Here is a 24581-nt window from a genome sequence, read left to right on the forward strand (position 1 = left end):
ATTCAGGAAGCACGCGTTATCGTTGACGTTTTTCGCGAGCAAGCTCGCTCCTACATTTTTGGGGTTGCCACCCGATGGCAATGCTGCCTATATTTCCGCCTGGCGCTCTCTACGCCACCTTCCGCGGAAAGGGCTGCGCCCAAGACATCCCAGCTCCACCCATTTCTACGACTCCCAACCTTGAAGCGGAAAAGGTTTGTGCAAGGAGCTCGTATGTCGCAACGCCCTTTAGCCTCCACTACCAATGGCCGCCTCAACCTTGAGCAGCAGCGCAAGCGCGCCAAGGAACTGTTGTCGCAGCTGAAAAGCCTAGACCCCAGCGCAACCTTGTCCCAGGCTCAATGGCAGGTAGCCAAACAGCTGGGCTTCGCCAGTTGGCCCAAGCTCAAGGCCCACGTCGACGCCCTCGACTTTGCCGCCCGCCACCCTGGTTTCGATGCCAGCGATGAATCCCGCACCACCCACTGGCGCTGTGGCAACGATATTGCCCACAGCCTGCAACTGGCCGGGTTCAAGGGACAGTTCCGGATGCTCACTGACCCGCTGTGCATGGGGCCAGTGCGTGAACTACCCAGCGAAGCGTTCCGAGCGATGCGCAGTACCTTTATCAGTCAGGCCTTTGCCATTGACTCCACTGAAGTTGCGCATCGCATCAACGATGAATACAACCAACTACAAGCCTTGAACAACGCCGATCCCAGTGTGCTGTGGTGCGAGGCGGACGCCTACGATCAATTGTTCCTGGTCCGCGCCCTGGCTGGCCTTGAGCAGGCGCCGCGCAAGCTGGAGCTGATTGAGGCAGACCGAATTCCCGGAGTCGAGCGATTTATCGGCATAGGCCAATTGGCCCCCGATGTGCTGGCCTGGCTCTGGCCGCAGCGGCGCTTGATCGACGACGACGCAGTGCAGTTGGCCAAACGGGTCTGGTCGGCTTACTGCGACAGCTCACCGCTCAACCTCGCGGAACTGGCCCATGGCAATCACCCTGCCCTGCCTTTTCTGGCACCGGCGTTACGGCGCCAGCTACAGGAGTTGCCGGGTATCGAGGACGGTTTGTCACTGACTGAACGTTTGTCCCTGAGGTATATCGCTGAGGCCGGGCCTGTGCCTTTCGGTCGGGTGTTTGCCGAGTTGATGGCCAAGCGCGAGCCACTGCCTTTCCTGGGCGATAGGATGTTTCACGCGCTGCTGCGCCCATTGATTGATGGGACGGCGCCGCTGCTGATCGAGGCCGAAACGGACGTGGAGTGGCCGCGCCGCGTATTGGCGTTGACGCCACTGGCGCATCAGGTACTGGACGGCAATGCCTGCTGGCTGGAGCACGCCAGCCATGAGCGCTGGGTCGGTGGTGTGTGCCTGCGGCCACGGCAACCTCATTGGGCACTGGGCCTTGATGATCTGCCCGTCTGGCGTGACTGATGCTGCGCGATACGATCAGCGCTTGGGAAACAACCCCACGGCACATGCCACCACAGTCGGGTCGCCCTGGTAGACCGCCCGCGGGCTCATCGAAGGCTGGGGCGCTCGGCCGTCCACGGCGCGCAGCATGGGCCACTCAGCGGTCGAAGAACTGTGTGCCGGATCGACAATTTCCATGCAGCGACGCAGAGAGGTGAAGTCTGGCGACTGTGACAACGACAGGTGCAGGGTCTGGCTGACCGAGACCGACACTACCGAGCGCTGCGCACATTGCCCGTCATAGATCAGCGTGTGGCGGATCAACGGGTTGTCATGGCAGTACTTGAGCAGGTTGACCTGCCGCGAGTGCACCAGCGCAGTGTTGATGATCAGCAGGTCAAACGCCACAACGCCCGAGCGTGTCAGTGCCTGCAACTCGTCGAACGAACTCAACGGGGCGATGCGGTGATAGCCCAGCTGGTTGAGCATTTTCTCGATCTTGATCCGTTGCAAAAGCTCTGCATCGGCAATCAGAAGGCGTAACGCTTTATTGGACATAGGGTAAACCTGACAGTTGGGCATCCGCGTCGATCATTCAACGCTGAGCAAAGTAACCGTCAGGGGTGAACCCTGACTTTAAGGCGATTCTGAAACGGCAATCCGGGGCACACCGTACTTTTAAGAATCGCCTCAAAGCCTTCGCGCCACTCGCTACCTACCATGGGCTGCGTTCCCTTACCCGACCATGGAATTACCGTGTTCATGTTTCTACTCAGAATGGTGCTGCTGGCCTGCGGGTTGCTGGTGCTTGCGCCCCCGCCTGCCGATGCGGCGCTGAAGATCGAAGGCACCCGCCTGATCTATTTCGGCCAGGACAAGGCCGCCGGTATCAGCGTGGTCAACCAGGCCTCGCGGGAAGTGGTGGTGCAAACCTGGATCACCGGCGAGGACGAATCAGCCGACCGCACCGTGCCCTTTGCCGCCACCGAGCCATTGGTACAACTGGGCGCCGGGGAGCATCACAAGCTGCGCATCCTGTATGCCGGTGAGGGCTTGCCCAGCGATCGGGAATCGCTGTTCTGGCTCAATATCATGGAGATCCCGCTCAAGCCTGAAGACCCCAACAGCGTGCAGTTCGCGATCCGCCAGCGGCTCAAGCTGTTCTATCGGCCCCCCGCACTCCAGGGCGGCTCGGCCGAGGCGGTGCAGCAATTGGTATGGAGCAGCGACGGGCGCACGGTGACGGTCAACAACCCCAGCGCCTTCCACCTGTCGCTGGTCAACCTGCGAATCGACAGCCAGACGCTCAGCGATTACCTGCTGCTCAAGCCCCATGAACGCAAAACCCTGACCGCGCTCGACGCTGTGCCCAAGGGCGCCACTCTCCACTTCACCGAAATCACCGATATCGGTTTGCAAGCCCGTCATAGCACGGCGCTCAACTGATAAATCACGGGGTATTTATACCAATGTCACTGACCAAACGCTGTTTACCCCTACTGATATGGGCCTGCGCGGTCCTGCCCGCCACCAGCCACGCACTGGCCTGCCGCGAGGACGGCACCAACTCGATCATCACCCAGGAAGCGCTGGGCACGGCGCTGGCAGTCGCCGCCGACGCACCCAACGGCACCATCATTTGGGAATCCGGCCCGCGCTCGACCAATGTCATCTGCAAGGACGACTACCTCCACGGCCGTGAGGAAGTGTATTTCTATGTCAACCCGGCCAGCGTGAGTATCGGCACCGGGATCCGCGTGGGCATTCGCTATAACAACCAACCGATTACCCAAAGCACCGGTAAGGTCGGTACCGGTTTCTTCTCCGACCGAGGCTGCAATTTGTCCAACTGCGTGGGCTGGGACAAGGCGCGCTTCACCCTCAATTTCAGCGTGTTCATCGAGAAGTACGACCCCACGCCACCGAGCGGCCAGGCCAGCACCCTGACCTCTTACCGCGTGTTCCAACTGGACGGCGTGCGCGGGCTCAACTCACGACCCAACAGTAACTTCAATTATGTGGTCACTGGCATGAACGATATCCGCTTCGTGCCTTGCACTCCCGAACTGACCATCAGCCCCAGCGTGGTCAACTTCCCCACACCTTCGCGCAAGGCCTCGATCGGTGAAGTCGCCAGCAGCGCGAACTTCAGCCTGAACCTGCGCAAAGGTTGCGACACGCCCTATACCGTCAGCGCACGCTTCGCCACCACGCCGGGCGGCGGCAGTGTGAACAATGGCCTGCTGGTGCCGGACAACAACAGCTCAGTCGGCATCTCGCTGTCTCGCGCCGAGAGCCAGCAGCAACTGCCCTTCAATAACTGGTTCACGCTGCAGGAGCTGATGGGCCTGGGCCAGAGCCACGATGAATTCCGCGCCGACCTCAAGTGGCGCACCCTACCGATTCCCGGAGCGTTCGACGCTGCCGTAGTGGTGGATATGTACTACAAGTAGGTGATTTTTAAGGATCGTCTTATGCCACCGGCAGAGGCCCAGACGTAAAGTCTGCCGATGCGATTGAAAAGTTATCTGCTCCAGATCAACCCCGTCCTCTCCCGACCCGAAGCAGCCAGAAGGCTGCTTCGTATTTTTGCGAGCGTGCTGCTGGTAGGCATCCTCAGCGGGGTCTATACCTTTTTGCTGTCGACCTTCAACAACGACATCTCCCAGCGCCGCGGCTACATGAGCAGCGCCATTGCCGAAGCCCATACCTTTTTCACCAACCGCCAAGCCCTGCTCGAAAGCCTGAGCCTGTCGGCAGTGCGCAAGCAGTCCAGGGTCTATCCGTCCTCGGCCGAAGAACAACACCTGGAATTGGGCGACACATCGGGCAACCAGTGGAGCATCTGGCTGACCGCACGCATGCGCGACTACCTCAAGGCCACACAGCTGAACCTACTCTATGTCAACGCCGGCCCCAACCCGCAAGTGATGCGCCTTTACGACGCCACCGCGCAGGTATTGCCGATTTCCAAATGTATGCTCAACCGCCTCAAGGCTCTGCAGCACACCGACCCGGCCACGCTTAACGAACTTTGGCTGAGCGACAGGACTGAACAGCACTCGCACCTGTATATCTTCATCCGCCTGGACGAGCGTGATCGCGACTCCGGCTGGCTCGGCCTGGAGATGGATAGCCGTGAAGTCTCATCGACACTCAGCGACCAGAGCGCCGGTGAGTTCATGATGCTCAATTCCCAGGGCATGCTGGTGTTCACCAACAGCACCGATACACAGTTGAGCCAGCAACACCTGAGGCCCGGCGAAGACAGTTTTTTCGGTTTTGTCGGCAGCGGCTGGCTGCCCGACCACCTGGTGATTCGCAAACACCTGAAGTCCTCTGAATGGCAGTTGATGTACTCCATCGACCTGCGTGCGGTGGTCACCGGCCTGTGGAAACAGCTGCTCGGTTCGCTGCTGTTCTGCCTGTTCAGCCTGACACTGATCTGGCTGGTGATGCGCCGCGTCGATCAGCGTTTCATCATTCCGTCGATCCATCGCATCCAGGCGTTGATCGAAAGCGAAGCCTTCGGCCGCGATGTGATCCAGACCGCGCCAGTGGCCCTTTGCGTGCTGCGCCGCACCGACGGCCAGGTGGTACTGGAAAACACCCTGGCCCAGCAATGGCTGGGTAACGGGCCGGAGCGCGAGGCGCTGCGCGCCGGCTGGATCGAGCAAGCCTTTGCCAACGGGCCTTCCGAGCGCAGTGACTACTTTGAAACCATCGACGGCCGTCACCTGTACCTGAGCAGTGCACCGACCCGCTACAAAGGCGAAGACGTGCTGTTTTGCGCCTTCAGTGACATCAGTGCGCGCAAGCAGGTCGAGGCGGCGCTGGAAGAGGCGCGGCAATCGGCGGACGCAGCCAACGCGGCAAAAACCCTGTTCCTGGCGACCATGAGCCATGAAATCCGTACACCGCTGTATGGCGTGCTCGGCACCCTGGAACTGCTGGCGCGCACGCAACTGGATGCACAACAAAAGGACTACCTGCAGGCGATCGAAGGCTCATCGTCGACCTTGCTGCAACTGATCTGCGATGTGCTGGACGTATCGAAGATCGAGGCCGGGCAGTTGGCACTGGAGATGGGCGAGTTCTCGCCGCTGGACCTTGTGCATGAAATCATCCAGGGCTACGCCGCAGCCGCCCACGCCAAGGGCCTGCAGCTGTATGCCTGCTTCGATCCCAAGCTGCCGGAACGCCTGATCGGCGACGTAACGCGCATCCGCCAGATTCTCAATAACCTGCTCAATAACGCGGTGAAATTTACCGACTATGGTCGCGTGGTAATGCGGGTCAAAGTGCTGGGCCGCGACGGGGAACGCTCCAGTCTGTTGTGGCAAGTCTCGGACACCGGCAAAGGTATCGCCCAGGAAGACCAGGCGATGATCTTCGAGCCGTTTTACCAGAGTGAAGGCAATACCAATGTGGTCGCCGGCACCGGCCTGGGCCTGCCTATCTGCCAGCGCCTGACGGAGTTGATGAACGGCAATATCCGCATGGTCAGCGAACTCGGCCTGGGCAGCAGTTTCAGCCTGATCCTACCGTTGGAAGAAGCATCTGTTCCACCGATGACACCGTTGCTGGCTGAGACCATTTACGTGGCCTCGCCGATCCCGGAACTGGCAAACGCGATCGCCGGCTGGTTGCGCCGCTGGGGCGCAAGGGCCCAGGCCGGCTTGCCGACGCTGGCGGACACGCATCTGCTGTTGCAAGTGCACCCCGGCAGCGTCGACCCGTTGCTGGTGCCCGAGTGGCCCGGGCCGGTGATTCACGTGAGCAGCAACGCCTGCCCCGGCGTAGAAGCCGACGCCGGCGCCTGGCACGTCAACCTCAACCACCTGGGGGCTATTCATCAGGCCGTGAGCCAGGCGCAAGGGCTATGGGTGGCCCGTGCCGATGAGCAAACGCACCGGCGGGATCTGAACAAACTCAACCTGCACCTGCTGGTGGCCGAGGACAACATCATCAACCAGCTGATTTTGCGTGATCAACTGGAAGAACTCGGCTGCACCGTGGAGCTGGCGGCCGACGGTCAGCAAGCGTTGCAGCTCCACACCGCCGGCAACTTCGACGTGGTGTTGACGGATGTGAACATGCCCCATATCAACGGCTATGAACTGGCGCGTGAACTGCGGCGCCAGGGCTGCACGTTGCCGATTATTGGGGCCACCGCCAACGCCATGCGCGGCGAGGCCGACCTGTGCCTGGCCGCCGGCATGAACCATTGCCTGGTCAAACCCTTTGCGTTGCGGGCTCTATTCAACTCCCTGGCGCCTTATGCACGGATCACCCATGAAGCCCCTTAGTATTCTGATTGTCGAGGACCATCCCCTGCAGCATATCTACCTGCAGAACTTGCTCAGCGAGTTGGGAGACTTCCTGCTCGAAACCGCCGAGGATGGCAAAGAAGCGCTGGAGCGCCTGCGCCAGCGGGACTTCGACCTGGTACTGACCGACCTGCTGATGCCCGGCATGGACGGCGTGCAGTTTATCCAGTGCCTGGCCAGCCTGCGCTGCAAGCCGGCGCTGGCAATCATGAGTGCGGCGTCGAGGCGCATGCTGATGGCGGCCAGCCTGGTGGCGAAAAACCTCGATGTGGAAGTGCTTGGCCTGATTTCCAAGCCCGTAAACGCCGAAGCCTTACGCACCCTGGTCAACCAACTCAGGAACAGGGTGCGCACGCCTACCCCCGAACTGCCCGAGCACATGGACATCGACCGTCACACGCTGGTGCAGGCCATGAGCAGCGGCCAGTTCCAGGCCTGGTTCCAGCCGAAAAAATCCCTGGCCAACGGCCGTATCGTCGCCGCCGAAGCCCTGGTGCGCTGGATGCACCCCGAACAAGGCGTGATGCTGCCTGCCGCGTTCCTGCCGGCAATCAAGGCGTTCGAACTGGAGGAGCGGCTGTTGTGGCTGGTGCTCAAGCAAGCGATCCACGCCCAAGAACACTGGCGCCAGCGCGGCTATGAAATTCCGGTGTCGATCAACCTGCCGACCCACTTGCTCAACAGCCATGACCTGGCCGACCGTTTGCTGGAGTTCGTGCTGCACCACGATGGTATCCCGGGAATGATCTGCTTCGAGTTGATGGAATGTTCGGTGCCGCAGGACATCAGCAATTTCTACGCCGGCGCCTGCCGATTGCGGATCAAGGGGTTCGGTTTGTCCCAGGATGATTTCGGCAAGGGCTACAGCTCCTACCTCAATCTGGTGTCCACGCCCTTTACCGAACTGAAGATCGACCAGGCACTGGTGCAGGGCAGCCACGACAACGAAGGCATCGCCCAGGCATTGGCGAGCATTATCGCGCTGGGCCGCAAGTTGGGTCTGACGGTGGTTGCCGAGGGCGTGGAGACCCCGCAGCAATTGGCGCTGCTGCGCAAAATCGACTGCAATCAGGTGCAGGGTTTCCTGATCTCTCACGCAGTGTCTTCGGACCAATTTCAGCAACTACTGAACAATGATGGCCCCGCGACATCTCACTAGCTGGCGGCCACGATCATAAGGAGTAAGCTCCATCCAGTGCCGATTTATCCTGCGCCTGCGGAAACCCCTGATGAAGCACAATAACGCGATTCTCGAAGCCTTTACCCGCAGCTCATTGCGTCTGAACAAAGGCTTGATGGTGTTGATGGGAGTCGCGTTGCTGCTGATGCTGACCAATTACTGGTCTCTGCACCGAGGCGTCGAAATTCGCTACAGCGCAATGCGCTTTCACTTTGCGCGGCTGATGGAAAACCTCGCAGAACAGCAAACCTACCTCAAGAGCCTGACACACCCCGGCATCCAGGCCGAACTGCTGCGCGCCACCCACGTGCAGGTCAGCCTTAAAAGCCGCATGGTCGACAACCGCCGCACACTGTACGAAGGCCAGAAGTATTCGTTTTCGGTGCCATTCAGCGTCAAGTTCGATGAACAGCAGATCAGCACCGCCGCCAGGCCGCCGATTTTTGCCCTGGGTGCGCACTTGACAAGCTACTACAGCGCCTTCTGGTCCTCGTCGCCGTACGAGGCACCGCAAACCTTTGTGCTCAATCGCCAGGCCGACTACGCCATCACCATTCCGTCCGTGGGCTATCAGCACCGGGAAAACCCCGAGGATACCGACAACCCGGTGGCCCGGGTCAACGCCGTGCAGCAAATCCTTGCACAGGCGCCGCAGCCACTGGAGCAGAATCGGGTGTATTGGCAGGCCGGCCCCGAACCCGAGCATTTACTGGCCTACATCGGCCTGCCACTCGACGCCCAGGGCCAGGCTGTGATCGGCACCCTGCTCGACGTGTCGCAGGTCGACGATGTACAGCGCGCGCTGAATCACTCGGCGTTTGATCGCTTTACCCTGATTGGCCCTGACGGCAACCGGTTGATTGGGCCAACCACCCAGGCGCAGCTCAGCGATGGTGTGCATTTCACGGCCGACGGCTTTGAATTCAAGGTCACCGAGGCCGGCGACCAGCCCTGGAGCGCGGTCTATGGCCTGAACTACTCGCACTTCTTTCACTCCGCATTGTGGCCGTTGAGCACCATGGCGTTGCTGCTGTTCAGCCTGATTACACTGGGTTGGGCTGGCAGCCGATGGTATCGACGCCAGGTGATCACCCCAGCACAACTGGCCCACGAACGCATCGCCGAAAGCGTGGCGTTCAGCCGCGTGATCATCGACACCGCACCTACTGGGTTATGCGTGGTGCGACGCAGCGATGGCAAGGTATTGATCGAAAACCAGCGCGCCCAGCAATGGCCGGGCACCTCACGCCTGGTGCAGGCCATGGCCGGTAAGCACGATGGCGCCGAGAGCGGTGAGACGCACTTGGAGATCGAGGGCCGGCACCTGCAGATCGGCTTTGTGTCGACCCGTTATCAGGCTCAAGACGTACGCCTGTATGCATTCAACGATATCACCCGGCACATCGAAGACGCCCAGGCCCTGGAAGAGGCACGTCATGCCGCCGATGCGGCCAGCGAGGCCAAGACGCTGTTCCTGGCAACCATGAGCCATGAGATCCGCACGCCGCTGTATGGCGTGCTCGGCACCCTCGAATTGCTCGGCCTGACCGACCTCGACCCGCACCAGAAAACCTACCTGCACACCATCCAGCGTTCGTCCGCCACACTGTTCCAACTGATCAGTGATGTGTTGGATGTCTCGAAGATCGAGTCCGGGCAAATGGCGATAGAAGCCGTGGATTTCTGTCCGCTGGACATGCTCGAAGATACCTTGCACACCTACGCCGCCTTCGCCCGGCGCAAGGGGTTGCAGCTTTACAGTTGCATCGACCCGCAGTTGCCGAACTGCCTGATGGGCGACCCGATGCGCATCCGCCAGGTCCTCAATAACCTGGTGAGCAACGCCATCAAGTTCACCGACTTTGGGTGCGTGGTGATTCGTGCCAGGGTGGTGGGCAGCGACGCCAATAATGTCGACCTGGAATGGCAAGTCACCGATTCCGGCGTGGGCATTGCCGAGGCGCAGCAGGCCAAGCTCTTCGATCTGTTCTACCAGGCACCGGACACCGCCAGCGAAGGCGGCACCGGGCTGGGCCTGCCGATCTGCCGATGGCTGGCGCAGATGATGGACGGCGAAATCCGCGTGGTCAGCGAGCCCGGACTGGGCAGCAGCTTTACCCTGAAAATGCGCTTGCCACTGTGTTGTGGCGCACTGACCAACCTGCCGCTGATCGAACCCAGCCCGACGCCGGTGTACGTGCAGGCACCGGTACGCGAACTGGCGCAGGCAATGAGTGACTGGCTCAACCGCTTGGGCATCACCGCCGCCCGGGCCGCGCCCCCCCAGGACAAAGACAGTCACCACGCGGTACTGGTAGATCTGTTACCTGGCGAGCCCCCCAAGCCATGGGCCGGCCAACGTGTGCTCTGCCTGCCCGGTGCGCACAGCCCGCCGCTGCACACGGCGCAAGGCTGGGTGGTGGATATGCACGACATACGCACCATCGCCGCCACCGTATCACTGGCGCAGCACGGCAGGCACGAGCAACCCACGGCGACCCGGCCACAAAGCGCCGGGCGGCTGGAGCTGCGCATCCTGGTGGCCGAGGACAACCCGGTCAACCAAGCGATCATCAAGGAGCAACTGGAGGCGCTCGGTTGCTCGGTGAGCCTGGCTGCCAACGGTGAACAGGCGTTGCAGTTATGGCAACCGGAGGCCTTCGACCTGGTGCTGACCGACGTGAATATGCCGTTGATGAATGGCTATGAACTGGCCAGGACCTTGCGTGAGCATGATCCACAGTTGCCGATTGTCGGCGTGACCGCCAATGCAATGCGCGAGGAAGGCGTACGTTGCCTGGCAGTGGGCATGAACGCCTGGATCGTCAAGCCCTTGAGCCTGCAGACCCTGCGCGACCAGTTGATCAAACTGTGCAAGATCAAGTCGCCGGTTGAGCCTGACGCCCAGGTATTCGACGACCGCGTGCAACTGTCGGACAAGATGCGCCCGCTGTTCATCAGCAGCGTGCAGCAGGATGTGCAGCGCATCGGCGTGGCACTGGTCCAGCGTGATGCCCGCGGCCTCGGCCAATTGCTGCACTCGATCGCTGGGGCCCTGGGCGCAGTGCAGGCGCTCAGCCTGGCCCAGGCCTGCATCGAACTGGAAAGCGCACTTAACCGCGGCAGCCTCGACACAACGCTTGAGCTCAAGGTGAAGACTGTGATGCAGCGTCTGTCGGCCGTTCTGGAGACTCTCCAGCCCGGGCACTCTTCACTCACTTGAACTGGCACTACGGACGGCCCTTTATGAAAAAATTCAACGTGGTAATCGCGGACGATCACCCGATCGTGTTGCTTGGCGTTCGCGAACTGGTAGAGCGTGACATACGTTTTCAAGTCGTCGGCGAGGCCGTGTGTTCGGCCGGCCTGATCGAGCTGTTGCAGCATCAAGGCGCTGACATCGTGATTACTGACTACAACATGCCAGGCGACTCGCCTTATGGCGATGGCCTGAAGCTGGTGGAGTACCTGAAACGACACTTCCCGCAGGTACAGATCCTGATCCTGACCATGATCTCCAACCACCTGATCCTCACCCGCCTGCAAGAGCTGGGCGTGGTCGGCATCATCCAGAAAAGCCAGTTGCATACCGAGATTCAACTGGCACTCAAGGCGATCGCCCAGGACAGCGACTATCGCAGCCTGGAGCCGCCAAAGACCTCGGTAATAGAGACCCTCACGGCAATTGACGAGCGCTTTACCAGTTTGTCGCCCAAAGAGTTCGAGATCCTGCGCCTGTTTATTTCCGGCATGAGCGTGAGTGACATTGCGCGCCGCCAGAACCGAAGTTCAAAGACCATCAGCGCACAAAAGATATCGGCCATGCGCAAACTTGAAGTCAGCAGCGACCAGGACCTACTTGCTTATTGCCTGGAACGTAACATCTTCAACTAACGCATAACTTGCAAGCCATTCCTGGACAATGGCTTTGCCCTTTATTTTCAAGCCTTTCACCGCTGCAACAGCACAAATAACCTGCCCACCCCAGCGCTTATAAGAATCGTCTTATTCGCTCCCGCCGCCTCGTCGCCTACTCTTTGCTCGCAGTTCAACAACAGCAAACTTTTCAACTAACACTTACGGACATCATCATGAAGAAGTTTTCCCTGGCTGTGATCGCCTCGGCCATTATCGCCGCTTCCGGCAGTGCATTTGCCGTGGATCCTGCTCCTACGCCAACCCTGGGCGGCAGCGGCAAAATCACCTTCACCGGCGTGATCAACAACGACGCGTGCTCGGTGGACGGCGCCAACTCCGACCGCACCATTTCGGTGGACATGGGCAACGTTTCGATCAAGGACATGGGCACCGCGGAAAACCCAACCGCAGGTCGTGTGACCGCCAAAGACTTCAACCTGAACGTCAACTGCAACCAGGGCACCAAGGTCGCCATGATCTTTGACGCCAACAACGGCGGTTCGGGCCTGGTCACCGGCAAAAAAGTACTGGCCCTGAACCCGGGTTCGGCCACTGCACAAAACGTCGGTATTGCCCTGCTCGACAGCAAGGGCGGTCTGATTGACCTCAGCTCGCCAAGCACCGCACGTATTGAAAGCACCATGCACGGTGCTGGCACTGAAGGCGGCGACGCCACCCTGAGCTTCGCGGCCGCCTACGTCACTACCGCAGCGGCGGGTTCGTCGACCGCCGGTCGCGGTGACGCCACCCTGCCGTTCATCCTGCAATACGAATAATTCGGCGCCCCGGGCACCGAACGCGCGAGGCCTTGCGGCCTCGCCATTGTCTTCTGACTACACCGGATAACCGTCATGCCGCCTCGTTCTATCGCCGCATGTCTGGGGCTGCTGGGCTTGCTCATGGCTACCCAGGCCGCCGCCAGCATTTCATTGAATGCCACCCGTATCGTGTTTGACGGTGACCACAAGGAAGCCAACATTACCGTGCGTAATGGTAACCAGGATGTATTGATTCAATCCTGGGTCGACATGAACGACGCCAGCGCCAGCCGCGCGCCGTTTGCCGTCACCCCGCCACTGGCACGGGTATTCGCCAAGGAACAACAACTGCTGCGCATTCTGTATGAAGGCACCGGCATGCCCACGGACCGCGAGTCGGTGGTGTGGCTCAATGTGCAGGAAATCCCCAAGGCCAGCGAGGCCGAGAACACCTTGCAGTTGGCCATCCGCCAACGCATCAAGATTTTCTACCGCCCTGCCGGTCTTACCGGCAGCGCGCTGCAAGCCCCTGCGCAGCTTGAATGGACGCTGGCCAAACACGGCAGCCAAACCCTGTTGCAGGTGAAAAACCCGACGTTGTACCACGTGTCCATGGCCGACATCAAAGTGCAGGCGGTCTTGGCCAGCGACTCCACCATGATTGCGCCCGGCGAGCAAAAACAGTTTGCGCTCAGTGCTCCAGTTGCCAGTGGGCCGGTGCAGTTGTCGTTTTCCAGCATCAATGACTACGGCGCGCAGAATCACTACAGCGCGCCGCTGACCAGCGGCACTGCGCTACCGGCGCATGCGACTGAATCGCGCCTCAACCCCTAAGCACTTTCGCTAACCCACAGGCTCACTTCGCGTGCGTGTTTGCGTGCCCGGCTGTCCGTCAATCAGGGATGTCATAGGTCTTCGCATGTCTTTTCTTTCCAGCAACAGGCCCGCACGTGGCGTACTGAAGTTGAAGACGCTGTCGCTGGCGATTACTGCCAGCTTGCCCAGCCTGGCCATGGCCGATGACGCTGCGCAAACCTTCAACACCACCTTCCTGCAAGGCTCGCAGTCGCCGGTGGACCTGCAGCAATTGCTCTCGGCCAACAGCGTGCTGCCGGGCAATTACCGCGTCGATTTGTACAGCAACGAAGTGCTGGTGGGCCGGCGTGATATCGACTTCAAGCGCAACCCTAAAAACGGCCGCGTCGAAGCCTGCCTGACCCTCGACCTGCTCAAGCAACTGGGTATCGACCTGCACCGATTGCAGGCCGAGGGCAAACTTGACCCGCAGCAGCCGCAGGACTGCTACGCCCTTGCCGACATGATCGAAGACGCCAGCGTGCGCTACGACAGCAGCCGCCTGCGCCTGCTCGCGAGTATTCCGCAGGTAGCGATGCAGCGCGGCCTGCGCGGGTATGTCGACCCACAGTTGTGGGACGACGGTGTGTCCGCCGCCTTCATCAACTACCAGCTCAACAGCAGCCGCACCGCCGGCGACTACAAGACCCGCATCGCCAATAACCTGGGCCTGCGCAACGGCATCAACCTGGGGGCCTGGCGCCTGCGCAACGAGTCGAACCTGAGCGGCGGCACCGATCGCTCGAACACCTTTACCAGCAACCGTACTTACTTGCAGCATGACGTCACCGCGATCAAGGGCCAGTTCAGCGCCGGTGAGATTTTCTCCGACACCGACCTGTTCGACAGCGTGCGCTATCGCGGGGTCAAGCTCGCCTCGGATGATGGCATGCGCGCCGACAGCGAGCGCGGCTATGCACCCGTAATCCGTGGAGTGGCGCAGACCAACGCGACGGTGGAAATCCGCCAGAACGACTACATCCTCTATACCGCCAACGTCGCGCCGGGGCCATTCGAGATCAACGATATCTACCCCAGCGGCTCCAACGGTGACCTGCAAATCACCGTGATCGAAGCCGACGGTACGCGGCGGGTGACGATGCAGGCGTTCTCCAGCCTGCCGATCATGGTGCGCGAAGGCCAGGTGAAATACAGCGTCTCGGCGGGCACGTTCAAAAGCAATGCCGATGGCCTGGCCTCCCCGCGCTTTCTCAGCGGTACGCTGGCCTATGGCTTGACCAGCAACCTCAGTGGGATTGTCGGTGTGCAAGCCAGTGAGGACTACAGCGCGCTGTCGATCGGCGCCGGCAGGAACACTGCCTTCGGTGCGTTCTCCCTGGATACCACCCACTCGTCCAGCAAGGCTCAGGGGCGTACGTCCCAGGGCAGCAGCGTGCGCGCCTTGTACGCCAAGACCTTTGCCGGCACCGATACCAACTTCACCCTGGCCGCCTACCGTTACTCTACCGAGGGCTATCGCACCCTCACCGACCATGTGGAAGACAGCAGCGAAGACCTGCGCGTACGCACCGGTCACTCGAAAACCCGCACCGACCTGACCATCAACCAGAGCCTCGGGCGCAACAGCGAATTTGGCAGCCTGTATGTGAACGCCAGCGACCAACGCTACTGGAATCGCGGCGGTTCCCAGAGCTTTTCCGCGGGCTACACCGGCAATTGGGGCGATCTGAGCTACAACCTTGGCGTGACGCGCACCAAGCAGATCGTTACCTGGGGCGAGCCGAGCAGCGACACGCAGGTGAACCTGTCGGTGTCTTTCCCGCTGGGCAGTCAGGCCCGCGCGCCACGGGCGTTTGTCACCACCAGCCACCAACGCGGTGACACCACCACCCAAGCGGGCATCAATGGCTACGTGGCCGACACCAGCGACACTTTCTATTCGGTGCAGGCCGGCCACAGTGACACCAGCGGCGACTCAGGCTCGGTGAACATCAACAGTCGCACCGCCGTGGCAGACGTCAGCCTCGGTTACAGCCAGGGCCAGGGCTACAACTCACAAAACTTCAACCTCGCAGGCTCCGTGGTGGCTCATGCGGGTGGCGTCAACCTGGGGCAGACGGTCAGCGAGACCTTCGCCCTGGCCGAAATACCAGGCGTCTCTGGGGCCAAGATCAGCAGCTACAGCGGGGTGGAAACCGGTTACAACGGCTATGCGGTGGTGCCCACTGCGCAACCCTACCGGGTCAACTGGATCAGCCTGGACACTCGCGATCTGGGTGGCGACGTGGAAATCACCAACGCCACCCAGCAACTGGTGCCGCGCCGTGGCGCCATCGTGGTGGCGCATTACAGTGGCACTACCGGACGGCGGGTGTTGTTTGAGTTGTTTGATGCACAGCATCAACCGCTGTCGTTTGGTGCCTCACTGGAAGACGCCAATGGCAAGCAGTTGGCGATTGCAGATCCCAATGGTAATGCCCTGGCGCTGGTGGAAGAGGATCAGGGCACGCTGATCATCAAGTGGGGTGAGCAGCATTGTCGTGCCGCCTATACATTGCCACCGCAGAACAAGGCGCTGAACTACGAGCGCCAGGCACTGGTGTGTACGCCTTGATTGTGCGGGTGATTGCGCTACTGTGCTGGCCACGCGCCTACCCTCTGCGAGATTTGCCCATGCGTAACCTATTCCTTGCCAGTGCCTGCCTGTTGACCACCGCCCTGGCAGGCTGCCAGCAAACACCCCCGGCCAACGACCAACTCGATGCAGTGCTCTGGACCCAGACGTCCATCGAACACGAGCTGATCTACCGCCAGCTCTTCGCCAACGCTACCCGCCAACTCGATATAGCGCTGGCCGACCCCAACTGGGACGCACTGCCTTTGCCTGCGCGCAAGCTGACCGGTCTGCCGCCGGCGGTGATCGTGGATATCGACGAGACCCTGTTGGACAACGTGCCGCTCAACGCTCGCGACATCATCAACAATCAGGTCTATTCCTACGATCGCTGGAATACCTGGGTCGAGCAGGCCAAGGCTCAGGCGCTGCCGGGTTCCGTGGCGTTCCTGCAAGCGGCCAGGCAAAAAGGGATCAAGGTGTATTACCTCACCAACCGTGAACACAGCCAGGTCGCGGCCACCGCCAAAAACCTGCGTTTGCGCGGCTTTCCGATAGAGAGCGACGCACAGATCCTGGCGGCCAGCACGCCTACCGGCCACTGCGAAAGCGCAGGCTATGGCAAGAATTGCCGTCGCCAGTGGGTCGCCAGCCAAGCCCGCGTGTTGTTGATGGCCGGTGACTCGCTGGGAGATTTCGTGCAAGCCGAACACAACACCCTGGATGCACAACGCAAGGCCGTCGAACCCTATGTGAATTGGCTAGGCCAGCGTTGGTTCCTGCTGCCCAACCCGAGCTACGGCAACTGGTATAGCGCGCCGTATGGGGATGATGAGAGCTTGCCGTTTGCGCAGAAACGCAGGCTCAAGCAGCGGGCATTGCTGTTGCAGCAATAGGGTGAAGCTCTGCCATGATGATCGTTCCCACGCGGAGCGTACTTACACCGCCCTGGCCGCAATTGCCTCCACCTCCACCAACGCCCCCGGCAACGGCAACGCCACTACTTGCAATGCGGTGCGCGCCGGTTTGTTTGGCTGTTCGGGTGTGCCAAAGAACTGGGTATAGCCGCGCTGCAACCCGGCAAAATCCAGCTTGCCACCGGTCTCTTCGGCGCCGACCAGAAACACCCGTAACTGCACGATGTCGCCCAGGTCCAAGTCATGTTGGCGCAGGATCTGGCGCAGTTTGTTGAACACTGAAACGCTCTGCACCTCGGTGTCGCCATACACCCCAGGCACCCTCGGGTCGGCGGGGTCCGGCAGCGTGCCGCTGACAAATACCAGGCTGGCTGAGGCCGGCACGGTGACGGTTTGCGAGATGGGGAATTCACCGACGCTGGTGCGTTGGATGCTGTCGCTCATGGTGTGGCTCCTCAGGATGCGGCCAACGCCGCGAGTTGGTGTTGTTGGGTGATGCGCTCGGCCAGTTGCGCGACCACATGGCGCGCCGAGTTGGCTGCCGATTCCTGCCAGATGCCCACGCCGCTTTGCACCAGGCCGTCGCCGGCGAAATACACGCGGCCATGGGGCTGTTCAAGCAAGGCGTGGGCCTGGGCTGGGAAATGTTCGCGTTGCAACCACGGGCCTTCGCTGAAGGGGATCTGCTCCCAGGACACCGCCAGTGGATTACGCAAATGCCTGGAATAACCTGGATGCAACAGCTCCACGGCGTGTCGGGAGGCGGCGTACTGCTGATCGAGCGGTTGGGCGCCAAACACGTCGGCGCCCTCGCCCGTCACGTAACCGGCCACCAGCACGCCTTCGCGGGTGTTGAGGTCGTTGCTGGGGTACCACAGCAGGCGCGCCGGGTGTTCGATCCACGACAGGCCGCCATAGGTGCGGTAGTCGGTCTCCCAAAAGCGCGGCGATTGCCAGGCCACCTTGGTCGCCTGGTCGCTGCGAGTGCTGAGCAGGGCCGCCTTGACCGGTGCGCTGAAGTCCGTATCGAGCTTGGCCAGCAGGGGCAGCGGCACGGTGGAGATCAGAAAGTCGGCACGCACCACCTGTTCACGGCCACTGTGCTGGTCGTGGTAGGTCACCGCCACGCCGTCCTCCAGCTGGCGGATCTGCCGCACCTGGGCGCCCAGTTGCACCTGCTCCTGCACGCGTCGGTAGAAGGCCTCGGTGATACGGTCCATGCCGCCCACCGGCTGGAACATGGTGGCCGAGAATTCCGGGAATTCGGTGTGTAACAGAGCGCCCCAGAGTTCCGGGTGCAGCAAGCGGTCCAACCCCAGCGGTATATGGCGGGCGGGCAAGGCGCCAGGGTGGGCGGCAGATTCAAGGTGCCCGGAGCGTAGGGTGCCTTCAAAAGCCAGCTCTTGGGACAGGTCACCGTACACCTGCAAAAAACCGAGCAGACGTGTGCGCTCTTCGCCACTTAATACATCATCGAGAGCGTCGCGTTGCACCGCCTTGGCCAGCAACCCCGACAGATGCCCGCGGGTATCGTTGAGCGCCTGGCCGACGCTAAACGCTGCCTGGCTCAGGTCCGGTCGCACCTGGGCGCCATGGCTGCTGTTGACCAGCACTTCCAACGGCACGCCCAGTTCACTGCAATAGTCGAGGATCGTGCGGTGCTGGCTGGGAATGCGCGCCGGCCCGGCGTTGAAATACTGGCCAGGGTCAAACCCCACCGTCTGCGAGCGACCGTCCTTATAGTCCACGCGGTCGCCGTTACGCAGAGTCCAGGTGCGGCCACCCACGCGCTCGCGGGCCTCCAGCACCTGCACGCTGAAGCCCGCGCGCGTCAACTCCAGCGCAGTGACCAACCCAGCAATCCCGGCGCCCAGCACCAGTACACGGGTGCCCTGCCCCAGGCCGCCCTTGAGTTTCAGTGGTTGCGGTCGACGGTGTGACGATGGGCCCAGGCCCAACACTGCCAGTGCATCCTTGACCGCTTTCTCACCGCCCACCGCTGCGATACTCGACAGCGCTTCACGTCGTGTCAGTCCCATGTCTGTGCCTCCTTAATCCGCCAGCCCAGGCGGGTTGATCAGCGACTGGTCGACCCGTTCCACATCCAGGCCCCAACGTTGCAGCACCTGCGCATATTGCCCCCCGGCAATCGCACCTTGCAGGGCAGTGTGAATCGGTTTGACCAGGCCGTTGTCCTTGCGCGTGGTCACCGCGATATCCGCCTGCAACGGCCAGCCACCGTTGACGGTGCCGACGCGCTTGATGCCGCCGGTGATCGCCGCCGAATAGGCGTACACCGAGTTCGGCCCGAACAGTGCGTCACTGCGCCCCGACTGCACCGCCAGTTGTGCGGCGGCCTGGTCGTCGAAGTACTGCAACAACGCAGGTTTGAGGCCGGCTTTCTCATTTGCCTCGTTCCAGGCCAGCAGGACTTTTTCCTGGTTGGTGCCGGAGCCGACAATGATCTTCAGCCCGGCAATGTCCGCCGCCTGCTTGATCTCGTTGATCTTGCTGGTGCTCTTGACGTAAAACCCGAGCACATCCTGGCGGTAAGTGGCGAAGTCGAAGCGCTTTTTGCGCGCCTCGGTCACGGTGACGTTGCTGATCACCGCGTCGTATTTGCCCGAGCTGACGCCCAGGGGCCAGTCTTCCCAACTGGTTTGCACCACGTTGAGTTGCAGGCCAAGGCTGTCGGCCACCAATTGGGCGGTGTCGGCCTCGCTGCCGATGGTGGTCTTGTCGTCACTGGCCAGCAGTGCCAGCGGTGGCCCGGCTACGCCTGACACGGCCACGGTGAACTTGCCCGGCTGGGCGAACTTGAAGCCTGGCGGGATCTGCGCGATGGCCGCGTCATTGCGTGGCGCATGGATGCGCGGGCGGTCGGGGCTGAGGTCCACCGGTTGCACGGCGAATGCGCTGTGGGCCGTGGCCCCGGCAATTGCCAACAGGGCGACACGGGCAGTAGTGATAAACATGGGCAGTCACTCCTTGAACTAAAGCACTTTGCCGAGAAAGGCCTGGGTGCGGGGATGTCGGGGTTGGCGAAAAATCTGTTCAGGCGGGCCTTCTTCGATCAGTTGACCGTCGCAGAGGAACACCACGTGGTCGGCCACTTCGCGGGCAAAGCCGATCTCATGGGTGACGATCACCAGGGTCACGCCCAGTTGGGTCAAGCCCTTGATCACGTCCAGCACCTCGCCCACCAGTTCCGGGTCGAGGGCTGAGGTGGGCTCGTCGAACAGCAGCACTTTGGGGTCGAGCGCCAAGGCCCGGGCGATGGCGACGCGTTGCTGTTGGCCGCCGGAGAGCTGGCGCGGGTAGGCGTCGGCCTTATCCGCCAGGCCGACCTTGGCGAGTAATTCATCGGCCTTGTCACGGGCCTCCACCCGGCCCCAGCGCTTGTGCGCCAGGGGCGCTTCGGCGATGTTTTCCCAGGCGGTGAGGTGGGGAAACAGGTTGAAGTTCTGGAACACGAAGCCCACGTCGATGCGGCGCTTGAGGATCTCGCGTTCGGTGAGTTCAAACAGCAGGTCGCCTTTGCGCCGATAACCGACGTATTCACCGTCGATGGTGATATGCCCGCTGTCGATCTTCTCCAAGTGGTTGATGGTGCGCAGCAAGGTGGACTTGCCCGAGCCGGACGGCCCGAGGATCACCGTGACCTTGCCAGGGTCAATGCTCAGGTCGATGTGATCGAGTACCTGCTGGTTGCCAAAGCGCTTGCCCACGCCCTGGATTTGAATGCGCCCGGCGCGTGCTTCAGGCATGGGCCTTCTCCTTGAACCAGCGGCGCACGCGCTGCAGCGGCGTGGGTGGCAGCACCCGCGCGGTGCCCCGGGCGAAGTGGCGCTCGACGTAGTACTGGGCGCTGGTGAGCGCGGTGGTGATGATCAGGTACCAGACCGTGGCGACGATGAGCAACGGGATCACCGCCTGGGTGCGGTTGTAGATGACCTGCACGGTGTAGAACAGCTCGGGCAAGGCCAGCACGTAGACAATCGAGGTGCCCTTGACCAGGCCGATGATTTCGTTGAACCCCGACGGCAAGATCGAGCGCAGCGCCTGGGGCAAAATGATCCGGAAGATGCGTCGAGAGGCCGGCAACCCCAAGGCCGCCGCCGCTTCATGCTGGCCGGCATCTACACCGATCAGCCCACCGCGAATGATCTCCGCCGCGTAGGCCGCCTGCATCAGGCTCAAGCCCAGGACGGCCACGGTAAATTGGCTGAGCACATCCACGGTCGACCACTCGGCGAACACCAGGTCGGTGAACGGCACGCCTAGCACGATGTGGTCGTACAGGTAGGCAAAGTTGTAGAGGATGATCAGCACCAGCAGGGCCGGCATCGAGCGGAAGAACCAGATATAGCCCCAGGCCAACGCCGCCAGCAACGGCGAACCCGACAGCCGCGCCAGGGCCAGCGCGGTGCCCAGCAGGATGCTGAACACTGTGCTCAGCAGCGTCAGCAGCAACGTCTGGCCCAAGCCGCGCAGCACCGAGGGCGAGAAGAACCACTGGCCGAACACCCCCCATTCCCAACGCGGGTTGCTGGCCAGGGAGTGCACGATGGCGAGCAACACCAGCGCGGCGAAAATCGACCCGGCCCAGCGCCAGGGGTGTCGGGCCGGCACCACGCGCAACGCCTTGATGGGCGTGGCCGCACGGCGCTGGCGCAGCGGTTGGGCGCTGACTTCATCCAGCAGGTCGTAGGGTTTGGCAACAATGGGCATGTTCTTTTCCTCGCAGGCCTCAGAAGGCGTAAGTCAGCCGGGTGTAGTAATACCCGCCGGTAAAACCGTAGGGCGAATAGGTGCCGTAGCTGGCAACCATGGTGCTGCTCGGCACCCCTTGTTTCTTGGGATAGAGGTCGAACAGATTCTTGGCGCCGATGGCGATGTTCAGGTCTTTGGTGAGGCTGTAGCCAAGGTCGAGGTCGGTGATCCAGCGGGCGTTGTAGACCCGGTCCAGATCACGATTGGCCGATGAGTTCACTTCCTTGTACGAGCCGTAGCGGGTCAGGGCCAGGTTGAGATTGAAGCGCTCGATGCGCCAGTCACCGCCCAGGATCAGCTTGGTGTTGGGTTGCACGCCGGTGATCAGGTTGCGCGCCTGGCGGTCCATCAGGTCGTAGGAGGTGCCGAGGATGTCGGTAGATTCCTTGTAGTTGAGGATTTTGGTCTGGTTCCAGTTGAACGCGGCGGTCCACTTCAGCGCGCCGAACGCGCCCAGGTCCTGGTTATAGCTGCTGACCAGGTCCAGGCCTTTGGTGCGAGTGTCGGCTCCGTTGATAAAGTACTGGCCGCCAGAGGTGGAGTTGATACCGTTGTTCTGCAATACCTGGGTGACCTCAGGGCCCAGTAAGGTGCCGGTTAGGGTGATGCGGTCACGCAGGTTGATCACGTAGGCATCGGCGGTGAAGCTCAGGCGGTCGGTGGGTGTGAGCGTGAAACCGAGGCTGAAGTTGGTAGAACGCTCGGGCTTGAGCTCCTGCGCGCCTAGTGCCTGGGCCGCCGCCGAACCCACGGGGAGCACGCCATAGTTGATCGACTGATACACCCCATCGACGACGCCATAGGTGGTGGAGCGCGCACTGAACAGGCTGTTGGCCAGGGACGGCGCCCGAAAGCCATTGCTCACCGTGGCGCGCACCGCGAACTGCGGGGTGAAGTCGTAGCGGGTGGTCAGCTTGCCGCTGCGGGTAGCGCCCACGCCCTCGTTGTAATGCTCATAACGCACCGCCGTGCCGACGTACCAGTTAGGCAAGGGGTTGAAACCCACGTCCACATAACCGGCCAGGCTGTTGCGCGAGGCGCTGCTTTCTTCGTCCGGTGAAATACCATTGGTGACCTGCGCCCCGGACGAAGCGCAGTTACCCGGCGCCACGCAGTAACCGCCATTGGCATAGGACGCGTAATCGCCGGCTTGCACCTCGTAGGTGTCGCGCCGATGCTCGAAGCCGTAGGACAGGTCCAAGGGCTTTTGCAGACCGATGTCGAAGCCACGCTTGAAGTCCAAGTTGGTGGTCAGCTCGGTGGAAATCCAGGTGCCGGAGGTGAAGCTGTTCGGCGTGGCTTGGCCCAGGGAAGGGTTCTGGTTGTGGGTGGTGCCCTGCTCCGCTTCGTTGCGCCCGTAGGTGGTAGACAAGTCCCAGTCCCACTCGCCCACAGTGCCCTTGCCACCGAACGCCGCCTGGAAGTCGTCCTCGTCGATGTACCAGGTCGGAGTGTACCCGGCCGGGTAACCATTGGGCCCGGTGGTGATGGTGTTGGTGATGGTCGGCAAGCGGAAGTTCTGCCCCTGCTCGGCCTTGCGTCGCGAGTAGGTGGTAAAGGAGTAGAGGCTGAGGCTGTCGTCGATCGGCAACTCGGCGTTATAGCCCAGGGTCAGCAGGTTGGTCTTGGGCGTGCCGTAGCCGCCATAGGTGGACTTGCCCGCCAGGCCATAGGCTTGCTCATAGGTGTAGCCGTTGGCGCTGGCCTTGTTGTCATCGTTCTGGCTGCGCGCATCCAGGGCCAGTTGCACGATGCCGCCATTGCCGATTTCGAAGCCCTTGTTGAGGCTTTGCTGCACGGTCTGTTTCTTGCCGTCGTAGCCAAGGCCGGCGTTGGTCACCGAGGTACCGCGGGTGTCGGCCTTGAGGATCACGTTGATCACCCCTGCGATGGCGTCAGACCCGTATTGGGCAGCCGCCCCATCGCGCAGCACTTCGACATGGTCGATGGCGCTGATGGGGATCAGGTCCAGATCAGCCGGCGCCGCGCCGGTGTTGATGCCGTTGATATTCAGGGTAGCGCTGGTGTGGCGGCGCTTGCCGTTGACCAGCACCAACACTTCGGCGGCGCTCAAGCCCCGCAGGTTCGGTGCCCGGGCAATGCCGCTGGCGTCCCAACCGGTTTTTTCCGGCAGGGTCAGCGACGGAATCACCGCGCTCAACGCCTCCATCAACCCGGGCTTGCCGGTGTTTTGCAATTGCTGGGCGCTGACCACGTCAATCGGCACCGGGCTGCTAGTAACCGTGCGCTGCTCGGCGCCACGGTTGCCGGTCACAACGACCGTAGACAAAGTGCTGTCTTCCTGGGCCTGCGAAGCTGCGGCGAACAGCGACAGGGTCAGGGCAGCAGTAGGTTGCAGAATGTGCTTCATATCCATTCCCAGCTTTTTCCAAATCGCAAAGTCGGGCAGACACGCGCCTGGCGCGGTGTGGCCGGTAATCAAAGGGGCGATGCGGCTTGGGCTAGGTGTGGGGCAAGCGAGGGGGTTGAAGTGGCAACATACGTTGAGCTCCCGTCCAACGACTCTGCGGCGGCGGGAGGATTACCCGGTCAGGCGCGCAGAATCTGAATCACGCTGGGTACCATCCGAGGTCAGGGGTAGGCTGTTGGGATCAAACATAACGGAATGGATTTTAAAAATATAATGCTATTTGGGCATAAGCTAATATTCTCTACTTTCATTATTTGTAAAAATAATTATTCATAAAAATGATTTTTAATCTAAGCGTGCAGAACGCTCAAAATGTGGGAGGGGCGTGCTCCCGATGACAGTGAGCCAGCCAAAATGCATTTACCGACACGCCCCCATCGCAACGGTAACTACCGACGGTAACCACGATGCGAAGCGAGCCGCTCTTGATCTTGATCTGCTTTTGA

General features: G+C 61.3%; 18 protein-coding genes. 11 read left to right on the plus strand and 7 right to left on the minus strand.

Annotation, left to right across the window (positions count from 1 at the left end; all coding sequences use genetic code 11):
* Window positions 1-213 precede the first annotated feature (213 nt).
* Entirely contained in the window at window positions 214-1419 is a 1206-nt protein-coding gene (locus E1K68_RS17980) for a DUF1835 domain-containing protein (RefSeq protein ID WP_057711163.1), read from the plus strand.
* 15 nt (window positions 1420-1434) lie between these two features.
* On the opposite strand, the gene E1K68_RS17985 is transcribed toward E1K68_RS17980, so the two are convergent.
* The gene (locus E1K68_RS17985; RefSeq protein WP_212614496.1) at window positions 1435-1956 is read right to left on the minus strand and encodes a chemotaxis protein CheY; all 522 of its coding nucleotides are present in this window, start codon (window positions 1954-1956) and stop codon (window positions 1435-1437) included.
* A 204-nt stretch (window positions 1957-2160) separates the two neighbouring features.
* Here E1K68_RS17985 and E1K68_RS17990 point away from each other — a divergent pair, with 204 nt between their 5' ends.
* The 10 genes from E1K68_RS17990 (at window position 2161) to E1K68_RS18035 (ending at window position 16910) form a co-directional block, all read left to right on the plus strand.
* Window positions 2161-2844: a molecular chaperone gene (locus tag E1K68_RS17990; RefSeq protein ID WP_244641613.1), complete on the plus strand. Its 684-nt coding sequence runs from the start codon at window positions 2161-2163 to the stop codon at window positions 2842-2844.
* A gap of 23 nt (window positions 2845-2867) precedes the next feature.
* The gene (locus E1K68_RS17995; protein WP_003192439.1) at window positions 2868-3851 is read left to right on the plus strand and encodes a fimbrial protein; all 984 of its coding nucleotides are present in this window, start codon (window positions 2868-2870) and stop codon (window positions 3849-3851) included.
* 57 nt (window positions 3852-3908) lie between these two features.
* Window positions 3909-6707 carry an ATP-binding protein gene (locus E1K68_RS18000; protein ID WP_137204313.1) on the plus strand — a complete coding sequence of 933 codons (2799 nt, stop codon included), beginning with the start codon at window positions 3909-3911 and terminating at the stop codon, window positions 6705-6707.
* The gene (locus E1K68_RS18005; protein WP_003192443.1) at window positions 6694-7887 is read left to right on the plus strand and encodes an EAL domain-containing protein; all 1194 of its coding nucleotides are present in this window, start codon (window positions 6694-6696) and stop codon (window positions 7885-7887) included. Before E1K68_RS18000 ends, E1K68_RS18005 begins: the two co-directional genes overlap by 14 nt.
* A 70-nt stretch (window positions 7888-7957) precedes the next feature.
* Window positions 7958-11131 (plus strand): hybrid sensor histidine kinase/response regulator, encoded by a 3174-nt coding sequence (locus E1K68_RS18010; protein WP_212614497.1) that lies wholly within the window; start codon window positions 7958-7960, stop codon window positions 11129-11131.
* 23 nt (window positions 11132-11154) lie between these two features.
* Complete coding sequence (locus E1K68_RS18015; RefSeq protein ID WP_003192445.1) at window positions 11155-11802, plus strand: response regulator; 648 nt, start codon at window positions 11155-11157, stop codon at window positions 11800-11802.
* Window positions 11803-11999: 197 nt separating this feature from the next.
* On the plus strand, window positions 12000-12602 hold the full coding sequence (locus E1K68_RS18020; protein ID WP_003192447.1) for a fimbrial protein: 603 nt from the start codon (window positions 12000-12002) through the stop codon (window positions 12600-12602).
* Between the two features lie 75 nt (window positions 12603-12677).
* The gene (locus E1K68_RS18025) at window positions 12678-13418 is read left to right on the plus strand and encodes a molecular chaperone (RefSeq protein WP_003192448.1); all 741 of its coding nucleotides are present in this window, start codon (window positions 12678-12680) and stop codon (window positions 13416-13418) included.
* Window positions 13419-13503: 85 nt separating this feature from the next.
* Window positions 13504-16014, plus strand: coding sequence for a fimbria/pilus outer membrane usher protein (locus E1K68_RS18030; protein ID WP_003192449.1), 2511 nt, complete (start codon window positions 13504-13506; stop codon window positions 16012-16014).
* A gap of 59 nt (window positions 16015-16073) precedes the next feature.
* Window positions 16074-16910 carry an HAD family acid phosphatase gene (locus E1K68_RS18035; RefSeq protein WP_212614498.1) on the plus strand — a complete coding sequence of 279 codons (837 nt, stop codon included), beginning with the start codon at window positions 16074-16076 and terminating at the stop codon, window positions 16908-16910.
* Between the two features lie 42 nt (window positions 16911-16952).
* On the opposite strand, the gene E1K68_RS18040 is transcribed toward E1K68_RS18035, so the two are convergent.
* The 6 genes from E1K68_RS18040 to E1K68_RS18065 are packed head-to-tail and all read right to left on the minus strand — an operon-like array spanning window position 16953 to window position 24075.
* A complete protein-coding gene (locus E1K68_RS18040) occupies window positions 16953-17375 on the minus strand; it encodes a RidA family protein (protein WP_034134238.1) in 423 nt (140 codons plus the stop codon).
* An 11-nt stretch (window positions 17376-17386) separates the two neighbouring features.
* The gene (locus E1K68_RS18045; protein ID WP_212614499.1) at window positions 17387-18970 is read right to left on the minus strand and encodes an FAD-dependent oxidoreductase; all 1584 of its coding nucleotides are present in this window, start codon (window positions 18968-18970) and stop codon (window positions 17387-17389) included.
* A 12-nt stretch (window positions 18971-18982) separates the two neighbouring features.
* Entirely contained in the window at window positions 18983-19906 is a 924-nt protein-coding gene (locus E1K68_RS18050) for an ABC transporter substrate-binding protein (RefSeq protein WP_003192458.1), read from the minus strand.
* An 18-nt stretch (window positions 19907-19924) separates the two neighbouring features.
* Window positions 19925-20698 carry an amino acid ABC transporter ATP-binding protein gene (locus E1K68_RS18055; protein WP_137204309.1) on the minus strand — a complete coding sequence of 258 codons (774 nt, stop codon included), beginning with the start codon at window positions 20696-20698 and terminating at the stop codon, window positions 19925-19927.
* Window positions 20691-21662, minus strand: coding sequence for an amino acid ABC transporter permease (locus tag E1K68_RS18060; RefSeq protein ID WP_003192460.1), 972 nt, complete (start codon window positions 21660-21662; stop codon window positions 20691-20693). The genes E1K68_RS18055 and E1K68_RS18060 overlap by 8 nt, the downstream gene beginning before the upstream one ends.
* 19 nt (window positions 21663-21681) lie before the next feature.
* Complete coding sequence (locus tag E1K68_RS18065) at window positions 21682-24075, minus strand: TonB-dependent receptor (RefSeq protein ID WP_169856088.1); 2394 nt, start codon at window positions 24073-24075, stop codon at window positions 21682-21684.
* Between the last annotated feature and the right edge of the window lie 506 nt (window positions 24076-24581).

Origin of the sequence: Pseudomonas sp. B2021, assembly GCF_018135665.1 — a bacterium.
Taxonomy (GTDB): domain Bacteria; phylum Pseudomonadota; class Gammaproteobacteria; order Pseudomonadales; family Pseudomonadaceae; genus Aquipseudomonas; species Aquipseudomonas lactis.

Bases quoted from the DNA above. Each gene is read 5' to 3' on its own strand.
- E1K68_RS17980 (WP_057711163.1), top strand. From the start codon at position 214: ATGTCGCAACGCCCTTTAGCCTCCACTACCAATGGCCGCCTCAACCTT.
- E1K68_RS17985 (WP_212614496.1), bottom strand. From the start codon at position 1,956: ATGTCCAATAAAGCGTTACGCCTTCTGATTGCCGATGCAGAGCTTTTG.
- E1K68_RS17990 (WP_244641613.1), top strand. From the start codon at position 2,161: ATGTTTCTACTCAGAATGGTGCTGCTGGCCTGCGGGTTGCTGGTGCTT.
- E1K68_RS17995 (WP_003192439.1), top strand. From the start codon at position 2,868: ATGTCACTGACCAAACGCTGTTTACCCCTACTGATATGGGCCTGCGCG.
- E1K68_RS18000 (WP_137204313.1), top strand. From the start codon at position 3,909: ATGCGATTGAAAAGTTATCTGCTCCAGATCAACCCCGTCCTCTCCCGA.
- E1K68_RS18005 (WP_003192443.1), top strand. From the start codon at position 6,694: ATGAAGCCCCTTAGTATTCTGATTGTCGAGGACCATCCCCTGCAGCAT.
- E1K68_RS18010 (WP_212614497.1), top strand. From the start codon at position 7,958: ATGAAGCACAATAACGCGATTCTCGAAGCCTTTACCCGCAGCTCATTG.
- E1K68_RS18015 (WP_003192445.1), top strand. From the start codon at position 11,155: ATGAAAAAATTCAACGTGGTAATCGCGGACGATCACCCGATCGTGTTG.
- E1K68_RS18020 (WP_003192447.1), top strand. From the start codon at position 12,000: ATGAAGAAGTTTTCCCTGGCTGTGATCGCCTCGGCCATTATCGCCGCT.
- E1K68_RS18025 (WP_003192448.1), top strand. From the start codon at position 12,678: ATGCCGCCTCGTTCTATCGCCGCATGTCTGGGGCTGCTGGGCTTGCTC.
- E1K68_RS18030 (WP_003192449.1), top strand. From the start codon at position 13,504: ATGTCTTTTCTTTCCAGCAACAGGCCCGCACGTGGCGTACTGAAGTTG.
- E1K68_RS18035 (WP_212614498.1), top strand. From the start codon at position 16,074: ATGCGTAACCTATTCCTTGCCAGTGCCTGCCTGTTGACCACCGCCCTG.
- E1K68_RS18040 (WP_034134238.1), bottom strand. From the start codon at position 17,375: ATGAGCGACAGCATCCAACGCACCAGCGTCGGTGAATTCCCCATCTCG.
- E1K68_RS18045 (WP_212614499.1), bottom strand. From the start codon at position 18,970: ATGGGACTGACACGACGTGAAGCGCTGTCGAGTATCGCAGCGGTGGGC.
- E1K68_RS18050 (WP_003192458.1), bottom strand. From the start codon at position 19,906: ATGTTTATCACTACTGCCCGTGTCGCCCTGTTGGCAATTGCCGGGGCC.
- E1K68_RS18055 (WP_137204309.1), bottom strand. From the start codon at position 20,698: ATGCCTGAAGCACGCGCCGGGCGCATTCAAATCCAGGGCGTGGGCAAG.
- E1K68_RS18060 (WP_003192460.1), bottom strand. From the start codon at position 21,662: ATGCCCATTGTTGCCAAACCCTACGACCTGCTGGATGAAGTCAGCGCC.
- E1K68_RS18065 (WP_169856088.1), bottom strand. From the start codon at position 24,075: ATGAAGCACATTCTGCAACCTACTGCTGCCCTGACCCTGTCGCTGTTC.